Source organism: Gordonibacter sp. RACS_AR49, assembly GCF_030418435.1.
Classification (GTDB): Bacteria; Actinomycetota; Coriobacteriia; order Coriobacteriales; family Eggerthellaceae; genus Gordonibacter; species Gordonibacter urolithinfaciens.
On sequence record NZ_JAIUDM010000001.1, the window covers coordinates 1,005,658 to 1,021,333 of the forward strand.

General features: G+C 65.9%; 14 protein-coding genes. 13 read left to right on the forward strand and 1 reads right to left on the reverse strand.

The annotated features are described in order from the left end of the window. Positions 1-4 precede the first annotated feature (4 nt). From LB310_RS04240 to LB310_RS04270, 7 genes are all read left to right on the forward strand, one after another. A complete protein-coding gene (locus LB310_RS04240; protein WP_301154589.1) occupies positions 5-739 on the forward strand; it encodes an energy-coupling factor transporter transmembrane component T in 735 nt (244 codons plus the stop codon). Then, positions 739-2,211 (forward strand): ABC transporter ATP-binding protein, encoded by a 1,473-nt coding sequence (locus LB310_RS04245; RefSeq protein ID WP_301154590.1) that lies wholly within the window; start codon positions 739-741, stop codon positions 2,209-2,211. The genes LB310_RS04240 and LB310_RS04245 overlap by 1 nt, the downstream gene beginning before the upstream one ends. After that, the gene (locus LB310_RS04250; protein ID WP_301154591.1) at positions 2,208-3,215 is read left to right on the forward strand and encodes an AraC family transcriptional regulator; all 1,008 of its coding nucleotides are present in this window, start codon (positions 2,208-2,210) and stop codon (positions 3,213-3,215) included. The genes LB310_RS04245 and LB310_RS04250 overlap by 4 nt, the downstream gene beginning before the upstream one ends. 229 nt (positions 3,216-3,444) lie before the next feature. Continuing rightward, entirely contained in the window at positions 3,445-5,154 is a 1,710-nt protein-coding gene (locus LB310_RS04255) for an ABC transporter ATP-binding protein (protein ID WP_301154592.1), read from the forward strand. After that, the gene (locus LB310_RS04260; RefSeq protein ID WP_301154593.1) at positions 5,151-6,914 is read left to right on the forward strand and encodes an ABC transporter ATP-binding protein; all 1,764 of its coding nucleotides are present in this window, start codon (positions 5,151-5,153) and stop codon (positions 6,912-6,914) included. Before LB310_RS04255 ends, LB310_RS04260 begins: the two co-directional genes overlap by 4 nt. 61 nt (positions 6,915-6,975) lie before the next feature. Beyond that, positions 6,976-7,353 carry a metal-dependent transcriptional regulator gene (locus LB310_RS04265; RefSeq protein WP_301154594.1) on the forward strand — a complete coding sequence of 126 codons (378 nt, stop codon included), beginning with the start codon at positions 6,976-6,978 and terminating at the stop codon, positions 7,351-7,353. A 219-nt stretch (positions 7,354-7,572) separates the two neighbouring features. Further along, positions 7,573-7,803: a helix-turn-helix domain-containing protein gene (locus LB310_RS04270; protein WP_301154595.1), complete on the forward strand. Its 231-nt coding sequence runs from the start codon at positions 7,573-7,575 to the stop codon at positions 7,801-7,803. A 60-nt stretch (positions 7,804-7,863) separates the two neighbouring features. Here the strand turns inward: LB310_RS04270 and LB310_RS04275 are convergent, their stop codons facing one another. Next, positions 7,864-8,826: a helix-turn-helix transcriptional regulator gene (locus LB310_RS04275; protein ID WP_301154596.1), complete on the reverse strand. Its 963-nt coding sequence runs from the start codon at positions 8,824-8,826 to the stop codon at positions 7,864-7,866. Positions 8,827-8,978: 152 nt separating this feature from the next. On the opposite strand from LB310_RS04275, the gene LB310_RS04280 reads away from it, so the two are divergent. The 6 genes from LB310_RS04280 to LB310_RS04305 all read left to right on the forward strand — a co-directional run bounded on the left by LB310_RS04280 (position 8,979) and on the right by LB310_RS04305 (position 15,674). Then, on the forward strand, positions 8,979-9,602 hold the full coding sequence (locus LB310_RS04280; RefSeq protein ID WP_301154597.1) for an MptD family putative ECF transporter S component: 624 nt from the start codon (positions 8,979-8,981) through the stop codon (positions 9,600-9,602). A 20-nt stretch (positions 9,603-9,622) separates the two neighbouring features. Continuing rightward, the gene (locus tag LB310_RS04285) at positions 9,623-10,306 is read left to right on the forward strand and encodes an energy-coupling factor transporter transmembrane protein EcfT (RefSeq protein ID WP_301154598.1); all 684 of its coding nucleotides are present in this window, start codon (positions 9,623-9,625) and stop codon (positions 10,304-10,306) included. Beyond that, positions 10,303-11,757 (forward strand): ABC transporter ATP-binding protein, encoded by a 1,455-nt coding sequence (locus LB310_RS04290; RefSeq protein ID WP_301154599.1) that lies wholly within the window; start codon positions 10,303-10,305, stop codon positions 11,755-11,757. Before LB310_RS04285 ends, LB310_RS04290 begins: the two co-directional genes overlap by 4 nt. 71 nt (positions 11,758-11,828) lie before the next feature. After that, complete coding sequence (locus tag LB310_RS04295) at positions 11,829-13,538, forward strand: ABC transporter ATP-binding protein (RefSeq protein WP_346688032.1); 1,710 nt, start codon at positions 11,829-11,831, stop codon at positions 13,536-13,538. Then, positions 13,539-15,302 carry an ABC transporter ATP-binding protein gene (locus LB310_RS04300; RefSeq protein WP_301154601.1) on the forward strand — a complete coding sequence of 588 codons (1,764 nt, stop codon included), beginning with the start codon at positions 13,539-13,541 and terminating at the stop codon, positions 15,300-15,302. A gap of 51 nt (positions 15,303-15,353) precedes the next feature. Then, a complete protein-coding gene (locus LB310_RS04305; RefSeq protein WP_301154602.1) occupies positions 15,354-15,674 on the forward strand; it encodes an iron dependent repressor, metal binding and dimerization domain protein in 321 nt (106 codons plus the stop codon). Positions 15,675-15,676 lie beyond the last annotated feature (2 nt).

Consider the following 15,676-nt stretch of genomic DNA (forward strand, 5'->3'; position numbering starts at 1 on the left):
GGGGATGCTTGCCGACGAAAAGGCTTTTCTTCCCAAGGGCGCCATCCTGGGAAAGCCCCGTTCCCGAGGCGTACTCAACCTCGATCCAAGAACCCTCATGGGGGTTCTCGTTGCGGTATCGGCGCTCGCCTTCGTCGGAAAGGGGCTTGCCGTCGAGCTTGCGCTCGTCTGCGCCGTGGCGCTGCTCCAGGCTCTCTGCGGGCACCCGAGGATGGCCCTCGGATTTGTCGCGGGCTATGCCGTTTTGGCAGCGCTCTTGCACCTTGTCCTTCCCTCTGTCGGGGGAATCGCTGCCACTATGTTCACGATCAGCCTCACGTTCGCCAGGAAGATATACCTGTGCCTGATGGTGGGGACCCTCCTGGTCTCCGAATCGTCCGTCCACAGGATCGCTGCCGCGCTTGCCAAGCTCAGGATTCCCCGGTCGGTGCTCATTCCCCTGACCGTGACGTTGCGCTATTTCCCTACGCTCAAGGAGGAGGCGTCGCATGTTCGCGATGCGATGGCCCTGCGCGATATCCCGGCGGCGAGCAGGGTCGAGTGCTTCGTCGTTCCGCTTGTGATGTCGGCGACCTCGACCGCCGACGAGCTGGCGAAGGCGGCGACGTGCCGCGGCATCGAGAACCCAACGCCTTCGACGGATACCGAGCGTCTTTCGATGCGGACGGCGGACTGGGTTGTTCTGGCGGTCTCCGCCGCCGCGGTCGTTCTGGTCGTGCTGTTCGGGGGTGAGCTCTGATGGAATTTCGCAAGGACGAGCCGGTGATTTCGCTTTCGGGCGTGAGCTGCGCCTCGAGCGACGGGGCCTTGATCCTGGACGACGTCGATCTCCAGGTGAGGAGAGGCGAATGCCTGCTTCTGATGGGGCGCTCCGGCTCGGGGAAGACGACCATCACGAAGTGCATAAACGGGCTGATCCCCTCGTTCGAGCCGAGCCTCGTCCTCGAGGGCGAGGTTCGGGTCTGCGGCCTCGACCCGTCGAGCTGCGAGATGCACGAGCTCGCCGAGCTCGTCGGGAGCGTGTTCCAGAACCCCAAAAGCCAGTTCTTCAACCTGACCTCGAACGACGAGCTCGCCTTCGGTCTGGAATCGCGCGGCGTCCCGGTCGAGGAGATCGAGGGCAGGATCGCAAGAACGGTCGCTGCGCTCAAGGCGGAGCGCCTGCTTGACCGCGACGTGAGCAAGATGAGCGGCGGGGAGAAGCAGAGCCTGGTGTTCGCCTCCGCCGACATCGCGGGCCCGGATGTCCTCGTCCTCGACGAGCCGACGGCGAACCTCGACGCGTCTTCCGTGGAGGCGCTGCACGACGAGATGGCGGCGGTGAAGGCGCAAGGGAAGACGGTGGTCATCGCGGAGCACAGGATCTACTTCGCCTCCGACCTGATCGACAGGGCGGTGCTGATCGAGGACGGGCGGGTTTCCCGCGAGTTATCCCCGGGAGATCTGCTGGCCCTCGATTCGGAGGAGCGCGAGGCGCTGGGGCTTCGCGCGACGGATCCCGACGAGGCCCTTTCCGTGACGGTCCCCCGCGCCGCGCCCGGCGGCGAGAGCGTAGCCGGCGGCGAGCCGAAGGGGCTCGAGCTTTCCGCGTACGCCGTCGTGCGCGGGGGCGGTCCCGTCTTCGAGCCCGTCAGCGTCTTTGCGCCGGCGGGCAAGGTGCTCGGCGTCCTGGGCGAGAACGGCGCCGGCAAATCGACGCTCCTGCGCGGTCTGGCGGGCCTTGAGCGACATGAGACGGGCGATGTGCGGTTCGGAGGGAGCAGGCAAACCCGGAAAGAGAGGAGGCGGTCGGCAGCGCTCGTGATGCAGGACGTCAACCATCAGCTCTTCACGGACAGCGTCTGGAACGAGTGCCTCCTGGCGGTCGGCGGTCGAGACGACGAGCCGACCCGCGCGCGCATCGGGGAGACGCTCTCCAGGCTCGACCTCTCCGACAAGGCCCAGGCGCATCCCATGTCCCTGTCCGGCGGGCAGAAGCAGCGCCTTTCCCTCGCATGCGCCCTGCTCTCCGACAGGAGGGTGCTGCTCCTCGACGAGCCGACGAGCGGGCTCGACTTCGAGCACATGGTCGAAGTCGCGCGCCTTGTGCGGGGCTTGGCCGAGGCTGGGGCGGCTGTCGTCCTGGTCACCCACGACAGGGAGCTCCTCAACCGCTGCTGCGACGGCGTTGTCGAGCTCGGCGTCCCAGCGGGCAAGGGGGCGGCTCGGTGAGCGTCAGGCGGAAAAGCATATTCTCGGACGGCGAAGACGCCGCCTTCCCCTTCTCGCTCGACGCGGCGTCGAGCCTGACTCCGGGCGCGGGCGCGCACCTGGCCTCGGCCGCCGGGGAGGCCGTGCTGCGCGTCGAGGGCGACGACGGATTCGGGGAGATACGTTTCATCGAAGTCCTCCCGGGCATCACCGTCTCGTTCAACGACTTCCGCATGGAGCGCTGCGTCTCCTCCTTCTCGACCGACAGCGACGTCCTGTGCATAGACTGGTGCCGTGAGGGCAGGATCGAGCAGCCCATGCCCGGCGGGTCGTACGCCTACGTCTCCTCGGGCGACCTCAAGGTCGACGACAGGGCGTGCCATACCGGCGAGTTCGTCTTCCCCACGCGCCGGTACCGGGGGGTCACCGTCTCCTTCGACCTCTCGTTCGCGCCCGCCTCGATCGGGCGGGCGCTCCCCGGCTTCGCCGTCGACCTTTCCGAGTTGAAAAGGCGGTTCTGCCGGGAGGGAAGGCCGTTTCTGCTGCATGCCAGCAAGCAGGCGAGCCACATCGCCTCGGAGCTCTACCTTGCGCCCGTGAAGAAGCAGAAGGCGTACTGCCAAATCAAATCGCTCGAGTTGCTTCTCTTCCTGGATTCGACGGACCCCGGCATGCACACCTACGGAACGGGATACTACCCGCGCTCGAAGGTCGCCCGCGTCAAGAAGGCGCACGACCTCATGGTGTCCGACCTTTCCGAGAGCGTCACGGTCGAGCGGGCGGCGAAAGACGCCGGCATGTCCCTCACCGCCTTCAAGCAGTGCTTCAAGGGCGTCTACGGCTCCTCCCCGGCGGCGTACGTGCGCACCGTGCGGATGGAGCTCGCCGCGAAACTGCTCAGGGAGACCGACCGCAAGGTCGCTGAGATCGGCGCCCTCGTCGGATACGAGAGTCCTTCCAAATTCTCCGTGGCCTTCAAGGACTCCACGGGCGTCACGCCGAGCGAGTACCGCCGCCGCGGATAGACACGTTCTGCCCAATCGGAACACTTCGGCCCGAACGGGGCTGAAGCAACGTCCGGCACGTCCAATAATAAACCTTAGATAACAATTGGGGTGAGGCGCGCACGCGCCTCGCCAGCACGCCGCCGGAGGGAGTGAGGCTATGTCGACAACAGCAGGTGTTTCCCGGAGAGCCGAGGGGAGGTCGTGGGTTTCTACGCTCTTCTCCTATGCGTCGAGATGCAAGGGGAGGATGGCCCTTTCGGTCATCGCTTCCGTCGCCAGCGTGGCGGCCGGGTTCGTCCCGTTCTACGCGGTGTACAGCCTGATGGAGATGGCCATCGTCGGTTCGCTGACCTGGGGTGGCGCTTTGGTGTGGATTGCGGTTGCTGCCGCTGCCTACGTCATGAGCAAAATTCTTTTCGGGGCGTCCACCCTGCTGTCCCACGTTTCGGCTTATACGATCCTGGAATCGCTTCGGAAGGATTTCACGCGCAAGCTCATGCGCGCCTCCCTGGGGACGGTCCAATCGAAGAGCATCGGCAGCATCAAGAGCGTCTTCCTCGACCGAATCGAGAACATCGAGCCCCCCTTGGCGCACATGATCCCCGAGCTCGGCGGCTCGCTCGTCCTCGCGGCGGGTTTGGCGGGATGGCTCGCGGCCATCGACTGGCGGATGGCCCTGGCGTGCCTCGCCTGCGTGCCTCTGGGGCTCGCCGTCTTCGCCTCGAGCCTCAAGGAGTTCAACGCCAAATACGCCGCGTTCATGGCCGAGAGCAACCACGTGAACAGCGTCATAGTCGAGTACATCGAGGGCATCCAGGTGGTGAAGGCGTTCAACCAGGCGAGCGACTCCTACGAGAAGTACGCAGGCGCGGTCGAGGCCTTCAAGGGCTTCACGATGGAGTGGTTCAAGTCCACCTGGGTGGCCATGAACCTGATGTCGTCCATCATGCCGACGACGCTCCTCGGGGTGATGCCCGCCAGCTTGGCTCTCTACCTCGGCGGGGCCCTGTCTCCGGCCGATCTGGCGATGTGCGTGGTGCTGTCGCTGGCCATCGTCGATCCGATCGCCAGGTTCACATCGTTCGTCAACGAACTGAAGTCCATGGAGTACGCCGTGGCCGACGCGGCGGAGTTCCTCGGTTTGCCGGAACTTCCCGAAATCGACCGAAGCGCTACCAGGGTCAAGGACTCGTCCATCGAGCTGAAGGACGTCCGTTTCTCCTACGGAGAGGGCGAAGAGGTTCTGCACGGGGTGTCCTTGGATATGCCGTGCGGGTCGTTCACGGCGCTCGTCGGCCCGTCCGGATCCGGAAAATCGACTCTCGCCCGCCTTCTCGTACGGCATTGGGACGTCGACGGCGGCAGCATCGCCATCGGGGGCGTCGACGTGCGCGACATGCCCCTCGAGCAGCTCTCCGGGCTCGTGAGCTTCGTCGCCCAGGACAACTACCTCTTCGACGCGAGCATCCGGGAGAACATCAGGCTTGGGAACCCCGCGGCGAGCGACGACGAGGTGGAGGAGGCGGCGCGGGCAGCGTGCTGCGACGATTTCATCTCCAGGCTGCCCCAGGGGCTGGATACCCCGGCGGGTTCGGCGGGATTCGAGCTGTCGGGCGGGGAGAGGCAGCGCGTGTCCCTCGCTCGCGCCATTCTGAAGAATGCTCCCATAGTGGTCCTCGACGAGGCCACCGCTTTCACCGACCCTGAAAGCGAGGATAAGATCCAGCGCTCCATCGCCCGCCTCTCTGCGGGGAAGACCCTGGTGGTGATAGCGCATCGGCTCTCGACGATCGTGAACGCGGACAGGATAGCCGTGATCGAGGGCGGCAGGGTGGTCGCGATGGGAAGGCACGACGAGCTGCTTTCGGCCTGCCCCCTCTATTCGCGGATGTGGGACGCCCATGTCGGCGCCCGGGCGTGGGCGGCAGGCTCCGGCGAGGAAGGGGACAGGCGATGATGAACTCGCTCATCCGCATCATCCGGTGGACCGGGCCGTACAGGGGGCGCCTGTTTCTCGGATGCCTCTGCTCCTTCCTCATGACGTGGGCGACCGCGGCGCCGGTGGTCATCGGGGCGTGGCTTCTCGCCGAAGTCGTCGAAGACGCGAGCGGGCGCTCCCCGCTCGACCCTTCCTGGGTATGGCTCTCCCTCCTCGCGTTGGCGGCATGCGTGCTCGCCCGGTTCGTCTTCTCCTACGGGAAGAACAGGCTGCAGGAATCCATCGGCTACGAGGTCGCGCCCGAAGACCGGACGAGGATCGGCAGCGTCCTCAAACGGGTCCCGCTGGGCTTCTTCTCGGAAGTGAATACGGGCGACATCCTCGCTCTGGCCACGACGGAGCTGGGCGTCCTCGAGCTGCAGGGGATGAAGATGGTCGACGCGGTGGTGAACGGCTACGTCAACCTGCTCGCGATACTGTGCTTCCTGCTCTTCCTGAGCCCTGCGGCGGCGCTCGCAGCCGTTTTGGGCACTGCCGTCTCGTGCCTGGCCCTCGCCTCGATCAACCGGACGTCGCGGCGCCTTGCCCCCGCCGCGCACGAGGCGACGGAGAGGCTCGCCCGAAGCATCGTCGAATACGTCCGAGGGCTTGGGACCGCGAAGTCGTACGGGCAGAGCGGCGCTGCGGAGAAGCCCATCCTGCGCTCGGTGGAGAGGCTCAAGGACGCGCGCATCGCCATCGAGTTCGGGTTCACGCCGAGGAACGTCGTCCACCTGGTCGCGTTCAAGCTCGCCAGCGTGGGCGTGGTCGCATGCGCCGTTTGGGGCTTTTCGGCGGGATCCCTTCCCTTATGGACGTTCTTCGCCCTTCTCGCGTTCTCGTTCACCATCTTCTCGGGAGTGGAGAGGGTCAACGACTCCGCGCACATGCTCGGCGACCTGGGCGACATCCTCGACAGGCTGGAGAAGGTCGAGGGAGCGAAGATGATTGACGAGGACGGCCGGGAGGCGGAGCTCTCCGAACACGACGTCGAGTTCCAGGACGTGTCGTTCTCCTACGGCCGGGGCAAGGGGGCCAGGAAGGCCCTCGACTGCGTGAGCCTTCGCGTTCCCGAGGGATCGACGTGCGCCATCGTGGGGCCCTCGGGCTCGGGCAAGACCACCATCGCCAACCTCATGATGAGGTTCTGGGACGTCGACGCGGGGCGCGTGCTCGTGGGAGGGCGGGACGTAAGGGAGCTGACGTGCGACAGCCTGCTGCGGAACTTCTCCGCGGTGTTCCAGGGCGTCTACCTCTTCAACGACACCATCGAGAACAACATCCGCTTCGGCAAGCCGAACGCGACGGAGGAAGAGGTCAGGCGCGCCGCGCAACGCGCCAGGGTGGACGAGTTCGCCGAGGCGCTGCCCGACGGGTATGAGACGATGGTGGGCGAAGGGGGCGCGGCGCTCTCGGGCGGCCAGAAGCAGCGCATCTCGATCGCGCGGGCGCTCTTGAAAGACGCCCCCATCGTCATCCTCGACGAAGCGACGGCGAGCATCGACCCCGAGAACGAGGCCCTCATACAGGCAGCGCTCACCGAGCTCACGCGAGGCAAGACCGTCGTGGTGATAGCCCACAGGCTCGCCACCATCGAGCACGCCGACCAGATACTCGTCGTGGACCGCGGGAGGATCGTCCAGCGCGGAACCCATCGAGAGCTTTTGTCCCAGGAGGGGATATACCGCAGGTTCGTGGAGATTCGAAGCACGGCCGAGGGATGGAGCTTCCGCCAATGATGCCAGGCAGTTCGTCCTCCAGATCCGACGAGAAGAACCCCCGGTATATGGAGGCATCCCGATGAGCGAATCGTCCGAGGACTACCTCGAGGCCATCCTTGTGATCCGCCGCCTGCGCGGGTCGTGCCGCAACGCCGACATCGCAGAGCGCCTGGGCGTCACGAGGCCGAGCGTCACCAAGGCCCTGGCGGGCCTCTCGTCTCGGTCGCTCGTCGAGGTGGTCGACCGCGACGTGCGGCTCACCCCCGAGGGGCGCCGCCTCGCCGGCGCCACGCTCGAGAAGCACGAGTTCTTCAGGCGGCTGCTCTGCGACGCCGGGGTGGACGGGGGGACGGCATCAGAGGAGGCGTGCCGCATGGAGCATTGCATCTCCGACCCCTCCTTCCGCCGCCTGGCGGACCACCTTGTGAGTCTTCAGGGGCAGGACAGAGACGGGTGAATAGCCGGGCGTCCGAAAGCCCAGGCGAAGCGCATTGAACCCAGCAGCGCATGCAGCTCGCACAGCAGGCGGTATGCGCTGCTTTCGCCCGCGCGGAATCACACGTGCGGGCGACGATACGATACCGAGCGGCGACGATGGCAACGGGCCTCGCGCCATCGCCGCCGAATCCCGCGACGCTGAGATGCAGCCGTTTGCCGCTCCGAAAGGAGCAGACACATGGCAGTCGAATCAGCGGGATGCTCGTACGTCAAGGTCCCCGTGCCGATCCAGGACACCTGCTCGGTGGCGGAGATAGCGATACTCCTGCGCGTGAGCAGGAACGCGGTCTACGAATGGAGCCTTCTCGAGGACGATCCCCTGCCGCTGAAGAGGATGATGGGAAGGAAGAGGGGGCGCTTCGCGTTCAGGGACGAGCTGCTCGAGTGGAGCAAGCGCCACGCGACGTGAATCTTGCCGTCAGGTTGAAGACCGGAGCCGAGAGCGCTCTTCTCGTTCTGGGATTGAATGCTAGCACTGCTTTCTGAACTGTGTGGGCGTGCAGCCCCTGTCCCTTCGGAAGGCCTCCGTAAATGCACCTGGCTTGGTATAGCCTACTTTTTCGCCGATTTCTGCTATCGCCAAGTCGGTTTCGGCAAGCAGGCGCGCGGCCTCTTCCATGCGCTCGTGCGCGACGTAGCGGGACGGCGACAGTCCCGTTGCCGTTTTGAAGAGGTTTTTCAACTTTGTCTTCCCTATGTAGAGCTGGTTTGCCAGGCGAGAGCAGGACAGGTCCCCTCCAAGGTTCGAGGCAATGTATCCGCAGATGAAATCGATGACTTCGCGGTCTTCGCGAGTCAGGGGTATGCTGCGATGCTCGTCGGGGCAGAAGGAAGAATGCTGCATGACGAACGCGACGGCTTCCGAGATCACCCCTTCGTAGAAGAGCTCCGCCGCCATCCCCGTGCCCTTGTAGCTTCGAGCCTTCCTGAGCAGGTTGACGAGATCCGGCATGTCATGCCTTCCGTCGGCTTCCAGGAAGGCTCTTCTCATGTCCTCGACGCTCCCGAACCTGCTTTGCAGGTAGGTGCGGTAGTAGTCAGGGGAAAAGGTGATCGACGTGCCCCTTGCCGACGCGCCTTCGGAAACGCGCGCCTCGTACTCTTCGCCCTCTCCTCCGAGATATACCGAGATCGCTCCGACGCTGAGCGGCGCTCCCTGCTTCTGCGCCACTCCCTCGATTTCGTCGTAGAACGAAACGCAAAGATGTTCAGTGCACCGATACCTCAGGATCCAATTTTTCTTGAATTTCATCCTGAAGGAATTGATCGCGAAGAGGTTTCCGCGAAAGTAAGACCAGTACTCCCCCTCGCCGAACTCGTTCTCGAAGGTCCGCAGGGCGCCTTCAGGCCCGTATGGATGCGTTTTAGAGGAGGGCGAGATTTCCCACTTCCGAAACGCCGCACTGTAGAGGTCTTCTTCCAAGCTCTCCATCTGCCAGCTCCTAGATGCTTCCTTCCGTGTTTAGGCGCGGTCTTTCCGCGCTGGGTCGCATGTGCGTCGGTCTCGGACCCCCCGAGACCTTTCTCCGTTCATTATAGATCAAAGTTTGTTATAGCTAACAATCATGCTAAGGAGGATTCTCTATGCAAGCGGAAAACTCTCGGTCGGCAAGCGGCAGATGGACCACGCGCGACATCCTGACGTTCGTCGTCTTCAACCTCGTCATCGTGTTCCTCACGATGGCGGCGAAGATGATCGAGGACATGCTGCTCGCTCCCCAGAACACGTTCTTCGTGGGATCGTGGCTGTTCCCCCTGCTCTCGACGCCGTTCTACGTCGTGATGGCGGACCGCATCGGAAAGCGAGGGGTGCTGGCGGCGTCGATCCTGGTGTTCGGCGTTCTCTACACGTTCATGGGAGGACTCTACTGCGCTCCGGTTGCCGTCGTCGGCGCCGTCGTCGGAGAGCTCGTCATGTGGGGCAAGGGCTCCTACCACGACATCAAGCGCATCGTCGGCGGCTACATCGTCTACTGGGTGACGTTCGGCTTCTACGGCATCATGCCCTACCTGCTCTTCCGCGAGGCGTACATGGAGCAGCTCGGAACGTACTACGACGCCGCCGACGTCGCGGCGATGGTTGCCCAGTACACGGAGCTTCCCTGGATCCTTCTCATGATGGCGATGTTCGTCGCGGGGACGGTCGTCGGCGGCCTCATCGGCTCCAAATTCCTGAAGAAGCACGTCCGCAAGGCGAAGATCGCATGAGCCGGGCGGAAGATACGGGCATGAGGACGGGGGTCCTCGGACTCGATCCCAGGACGCACCTCGCGTCCTTCCTCGCCGTGGGAGTTGCCGCCATGCTGGTCACCGGGCTGCTCGAGACGGCTCTTCTGCAGGCGCTCGCGGCAGCCTACCTTGCGGCGAACGGCAGGCAGAGGCTCGCCGCCAAGACATGCGCGAGCTTCGCCGCGGTCTGCGCCTTGAGCTTCCTGCCTCTGCCGGGCCTCTACGGCGTCCTCTTCGTGAGCATCCTCCATATGGTGCCGCCCTTCACGGTCGGCTGCGCGCTCTTCACGCTCTCGACGTCCGCGATCATGTGCGCGCTCGACCGCTGGCATGTCCCCCAGGGGGTGCTCGTCGGGATCTGCATGATGTTCAGGTTCGCATCGATCCTCTCCTTCGAGATCCGCTCGATCATCCGCGGCATCAGGATGAGGGGAATCTTCCCCCGCGCCCTCGACGTCGTGAGGCATCCCGCCCTGGCATACGAGTGCGTCTACACGCCGCTCGTCATGCGCTCCCTGCGGCTTTCGAGCGAGCTCGCCGCCTCGGCGGAGCTGAGGGGCATCGAGATCGGCGAGGGCCGCACGTCGGTGCACCACGTCGGGTTCTCCGCCCGCGACGCGGCATGCGCTTCGCTCGCCATCGCCTCCGCCGCTTCGGTGTACGCGCTGGGGGTGGTCCTATGAGCTGCTCGGAAGCAGTGGCGCTGGACGACGTGTCCTTCCGCTATCTCGACGAGTCGGAGGTAGCGGGGCAGGAGCAGGAGCCATCCGAGACGGGCAGCCGCGTCTGCGGGGTGTCGCTTAGCGTGGCGCACGGCTCGTGCACGGTCCTCTGTGGCCGGTCAGGCGACGGCAAGTCGACCGTCCTGCGCCTTATCGACGGGCTGGCGGGCACCTTCTTTCCAGGCGAGAGGAAGGGCGCCGTCCTCGTCGGCGGAACGGAGGTGCTCGACCTATCGCCCCGACAGCGGACCGAGGGGATGGGCGTGGTGATGCAGGACCCGAGGAGCCAGTTCTTCATGGGGACCGTCGCCGACGAGATAGCCTTCTCCCTCGAGAACCTGGGCACCCGCCCGAGCGCCACGGTCGCGCGGGTCCGGGAGGCGGCGGAGCTTTGCGGCGTGAAGGCGCTGCTGTCGGAAAAGCTCACCGAGCTGTCGAGCGGGCAGAAGCAGCGGGTGGCGCTCGCCGCCGCCATCGCGTGCCGCCCGGGGATCCTCGTGCTCGACGAGCCCACGTCCAACCTCGACGCGGCAGGCTCGGAGGCGCTCGTCGGGATCCTGGCGCGCTTGAAGGGCGAGGGCGTCGCGATAGTCGTCTCGGAGCATCGGCTGCACCGGTTCCTCCCCGTCGCCGACGAGTTCGTGTGCATGAGGTCGGGGCGCGTCGCCGCACGTTGGGACGCCGACGAGTTCGCTCGCCTTTCCCTGGCGGACGCCTCGCGGTTCGGCCTGCGCCATCCGGATATGGCGGTTGCGCGAGAAAGCGAGGCGGTGCCCGACCTTTCCGCATGGCGGCTCGAGGGCGTCACCTTCGCCTATCCCTCGACGGGGCGCGGCATCAGCCGGGTTGACGCCGAGTTCCCCCTGGGATGCGTCACGGTCGTGTGCGGCGGTAACGGAACCGGGAAGACGACGCTCGCAAAAGTGCTGGTTGGAGCGGCGCGCGAGCAACAAGGGCGCGTGACGAGAGACGGTGTGGCGCTCTCCCCTCGGAAGCGGAGGCTCCTGAGCTACTTCGTGATGCAGGACGCCGACTACCAGCTCTACGCGGGAAGCGTCGCAGACGAGGTGGTGCTCGGACGCAAGGTGGACGAGGCGCTGAAAGCGCGGGCATGGGAGGCGCTTGCCGCGTTCGACCTCGCCGACCTGTCCGACCGGCACCCGGCGAGCCTGTCGGGAGGGCAGAAGCAGCGCGTGACCCTGGCGGCGGCGTACTGCTCGGACGCGGAGCTCGTCGTGCTCGACGAGCCCACGAGCGGGCTCGACGGCCGCGGGATGGGGAAAGTGGCGGCGTGGTGCCGAAAGCTCGCCGCGAGCGGCAAGGCGGTGGCCGTCATCACCCACGACGATACGCTCGCGCGGCTGGCAGGGGATCGCGTAGTGAGCCTGTCCGTTAAGTCCGAAGAGAGGTGAGATACATGGGAAACGCAAACCCTGAAGACCGAAGCGCGCGCCCGAGCGCGTTCGCGAAGCTGTTCTACTTCATGCGCCCCGACAAGGGAAGGATGATCCTCTCCCTTGCGATGGCCTGCATCGGGGAGACGCTCGGCATGGTCCCCTACATCGTGATCGCCGTGTTGGCGGCGGGTCTTCTGGAGGGAACGCTGTCCCTCGACGAGGCCGTATGGCTCGCCGCCGCCGCGGCCCTCGGGCAGGTGGCGAAGTTCCTCTTCACGTGGCGCTCGTCGATGATGAGCCACGGCATTGCCTTCAAAGCCCTGCGCACCATGCGGGAAAGGATGGCGGAGAAGATGGCCCGCGTCCCCATGGGGACGATCGTCGACACCCCGACGGGAGCCTTCAAGAACCGCTTCGTCGACAACGTGAACCAGCTCGAGGACGCCATCGCGCACTTCATGCCCGAGCTTCCCAGCAACGTGTTCGCGCCCGTGCTCGCGATGGCGATCGTGTTCGCCGTCGACTGGAGAATGGGGCTGGCGGGCATCGCCACGATCCCGCTCGGCGCGCTGTTCTACCTCGGCATGATGCGCGGGTACAAGGCGAAGATGGCGCGCTACATGGCAAGCGAGCAGAAGATGAACTCGACGCTCGTCGAGTACGTCAACGGCATCCAGGTCATCAAGGCGTTCGGCCGGAGCGCGTCGTCGTACGGATCGTTCTCCGAAGCGGTCGCCGACTACCACGACTCCACGCTCGCCTGGTTCCGCCAGAGCTGGGTGTGGCTGGCGCTCGTGAGGGCCGTCGTCCCCTGCACGCTGCTGTTCTCGCTGCCCCTCGGGGTGTGGCTGCTGTCGATCGGGGAGATATCGCTTCCGGAATTCATGGTGTGCATCACGATCCCCCTCTGCTTCATAGGGGGCGTGCTCAAGTTCGCCCAGGCTGCCGGCCAGATCTCGCGCATGGACGCGTGCCTGAACGCGATATGGGACTTCCTGGGGCTTCCGGAGCTCTCCCGCCCGACGGAGCGAGTCGAGCTGTCCGGCGAGCCGTTCTCGTTCGAGGACGTGTCGTTCTCCTACCACGAGGGCGCCGAGGTGCTCCACGGCGTGAGCCTTCGCACGGACCCCGGCACCATGACGGCGATCGTCGGCCCGTCCGGCTCGGGGAAGTCCACCGTGGCGAAGCTCATGGCGGGGTTCTGGGACGCGAGCGGCGGCACGGTCCGCTACGGAGGGCGCGACGTCCGCGACATCCCCTTCGAGCAGCTCATGGAGCACGTCTCCTACGTGGCGCAGGACACGTTCCTGTTCGACGCGACGATCGCGGACAACATCCGGCTGGGAAGGCCCGACGCGACGGACGCCGAGGTGGAGCGGGCCGCGCGCGCAGCGGGCGCGCACGGGTTCATAGAGCGTCTGCCGCTGGGCTACGACACGCCGGCCGGAGAGGCCGGCGCGCGGCTCTCCGGCGGGGAGCGGCAGCGCATCACGATCGCTCGGGCGATCCTGAAGGACGCGGACGTGGTGATCCTCGACGAGGCGACGGCGTACGCCGACCCCGAGAGCGAGGCGGCGGTGCAGCGCGCCATCGAGAAGCTCGTGGCGGGCAAGACGCTCGTGACGATAGCGCACCGCCTGTCGACGGTCGCGAGTGCGGACCAGATAGTCGTTATGGAGGCAGGACGCGTGGCGGCATGCGGCAAGCACGAGGACCTCCTCGCGTCCTGCCCCCTGTACGCGCGCATGTGGGCGGAGCACACGGGCTCCTTGTCCGACGACAGCGAGGAGGGCTAGATGCTGGCGATAGTGAAAAGGATACTCGACCTGGCGGGGAGCTTCTCCGCCTCCTCCCGGCGCAGCCTCGTCGTCGGGATGGCGTGCAACGTCCTCAAGGCCCTCTTCATGGCGGGCATGCTCGCTGCGGTGTGGTGGGCGCTCGAGAACCGCGACCGGCTGGGCGTCGAGGTCGCCCTGCAGTGCTTCGGAATGCTCGCCTTGAGCGTGGCAGGCCAGTTCGCGTTCCAGTACCTCGTCGACATCAAGATGGACGCGGAGGGCTTCCATGTGTTCCGCGATCTGCGCCTCAGGGTTGGCGACAGGCTGAAGGGAGCCCCCATGGGCTACTTCTCGGAGCAGCGCCTCTCCGCCATCACGACCACGCTCACCACGACCGTCCACCAGCTCGAAGAGTTCATGACCATCTGCCTGACGGGGCTTTCGGGCGGCGTGGCGATGGCCGTCATCATGAGCCTGTTCTTCCTGGCGTTCGCACCGCCCGTGGCCGCCGTCACGTTCGCGGGGATCGCGGTCGGGCTCGTCGTCCTCGAGTGGCTGCGGAGGCGGTCGACCTCGGTCACGCGCGAGGTCACGGCAGCCCAGGAGGACATGGCCGACGCGGTGATCGAGTACGCCCGCGGAATGGCGGTGCTGCGCACGTTCGCCTCGCCCGACGAGGCTCTGGCGAAGGCGAAGGCGTCCTTCGAACGCAAGCGGAAGGCCGACTTCGAGCAGGAGCAGGCCGCCCAAGGCGTGCTGAAGCTCTACGCGCTCGTGTTCAACCTCGCAAGCTGCGGCGTCCTGCTCGCCTCGTGCGCCCTGTACCTGGCAGGCGCGCTCCCCCTATCCTGGGCGCTCACGCTGCTGGTCGCCGCGTTCATGATCTACGGCGAGCTCATCAGCGCGAACAACGGCGCTTTCCTCACCAAGAAGATCGAGGGCGAGCTCGACCGCATCGACGAGGTGTGCGCGATCCCGAGACAGGATTCGACGGACAGGCCGCTTGCCTGCGAGGGGTTCGGCCTCGCGATGGAGAACGTGTCGTTTTCCTACGGCGGAGGACGCCGCGTGATCGACGGCGTGACGCTCTCCATCCCCGAGGGCACGACCTGCGCGCTCGTGGGACCGAGCGGATCGGGCAAGACCACGCTCGTGAACCTGCTCGCCCGCTTCTGGGACGTCGATGAGGGGCGCGTCACGATCGGAGGGGTGGACGTGCGCGAGGGGACGGCAGAGAGCCTGCTCTCCCTCATCTCGATGGTCTTCCAGAACGTGTACCTGTTCAACGACACCGTGGAGAACAACATCCGGTTCGGACGGCCCGACGCGTCGCGCGAGGAAGTGGTGGCTGCGGCCAAGCGCGCGCGGTGCCACGACTTCATCATAGGGCTGCCGCAGGGCTACGACACCGTTCTCGAGGAGGGAGGGGCGAGCCTTTCCGGCGGGGAGCGCCAGCGCGTGTCCATCGCGCGCGCCATCATGAAGGACGCGCCCATCGTCATCCTCGACGAGGCGACGAGCTCGGTCGACCCGGAGAACGAGCACCTGCTCATGGCGGCGATCGCTGAGCTCACGCGCGGCAAGACCCTCGTCACCATCGCCCATCGGCTGAACACGGTGCGCGACGCCGACCAGATCATCGTCGTGGACGGCGGGAGGATCGTCCAACGCGGCACGCACGAGGAGCTCATGCGCGAGCAGGGGATCTACCGCCGCTTCATCGAGGTGCGCCGCGAGGCGGCTGGTTGGCAGTTAGGAGGGGCCTCTTACGGCAAGGCATGATTCGTCCGAGGGCTACCTCGAGGCGATTCTCGTCATCCGCGCCGAACGCGGATGCTGCCGCAACGCCGACATCGCCGAGCGCCCGGGCTTCTTCAAGCCCGGGCGCCACCAAGGCGCTCGGCGGGGCTCTCCGCCCAATCGCTCGTGGAGGTGGTCGACCGCGACGTGCGGCTCACGCAGAGGGGGCTGGGCGTCGCCCGCTCGACCCTCGACAAATACGAGTTCTTCAGGCGGCTGCTCTGCGACGCCGGCGTTCATGCGCACCTGGCTGCCAGAGAGGCGTGCCGCCTGGAGCACTGCATCTCCGCCCCTTCCTTCCGCCGCCTGGCAGACCACCTTGCGAATATGCGGGAAGAGGACCGGGACGGGTAACC

Excerpts from the sequence above, each read along its gene's own strand:
- LB310_RS04240 (WP_301154589.1), top strand. The coding sequence starts at position 5 with ATGCTTGCCGACGAAAAGGCTTTTCTTCCCAAGGGCGCCATCCTGGGA.
- LB310_RS04245 (WP_301154590.1), top strand. The coding sequence starts at position 739 with ATGGAATTTCGCAAGGACGAGCCGGTGATTTCGCTTTCGGGCGTGAGC.
- LB310_RS04255 (WP_301154592.1), top strand. The coding sequence starts at position 3,445 with ATGGCCCTTTCGGTCATCGCTTCCGTCGCCAGCGTGGCGGCCGGGTTC.
- LB310_RS04260 (WP_301154593.1), top strand. The coding sequence starts at position 5,151 with ATGATGAACTCGCTCATCCGCATCATCCGGTGGACCGGGCCGTACAGG.
- LB310_RS04265 (WP_301154594.1), top strand. The coding sequence starts at position 6,976 with ATGAGCGAATCGTCCGAGGACTACCTCGAGGCCATCCTTGTGATCCGC.
- LB310_RS04270 (WP_301154595.1), top strand. The coding sequence starts at position 7,573 with ATGGCAGTCGAATCAGCGGGATGCTCGTACGTCAAGGTCCCCGTGCCG.
- LB310_RS04275 (WP_301154596.1), bottom strand. The coding sequence starts at position 8,826 with ATGGAGAGCTTGGAAGAAGACCTCTACAGTGCGGCGTTTCGGAAGTGG.
- LB310_RS04280 (WP_301154597.1), top strand. The coding sequence starts at position 8,979 with ATGCAAGCGGAAAACTCTCGGTCGGCAAGCGGCAGATGGACCACGCGC.
- LB310_RS04285 (WP_301154598.1), top strand. The coding sequence starts at position 9,623 with ATGAGGACGGGGGTCCTCGGACTCGATCCCAGGACGCACCTCGCGTCC.
- LB310_RS04290 (WP_301154599.1), top strand. The coding sequence starts at position 10,303 with ATGAGCTGCTCGGAAGCAGTGGCGCTGGACGACGTGTCCTTCCGCTAT.
- LB310_RS04295 (WP_346688032.1), top strand. The coding sequence starts at position 11,829 with ATGCGCCCCGACAAGGGAAGGATGATCCTCTCCCTTGCGATGGCCTGC.
- LB310_RS04300 (WP_301154601.1), top strand. The coding sequence starts at position 13,539 with ATGCTGGCGATAGTGAAAAGGATACTCGACCTGGCGGGGAGCTTCTCC.
- LB310_RS04305 (WP_301154602.1), top strand. The coding sequence starts at position 15,354 with ATGCTGCCGCAACGCCGACATCGCCGAGCGCCCGGGCTTCTTCAAGCC.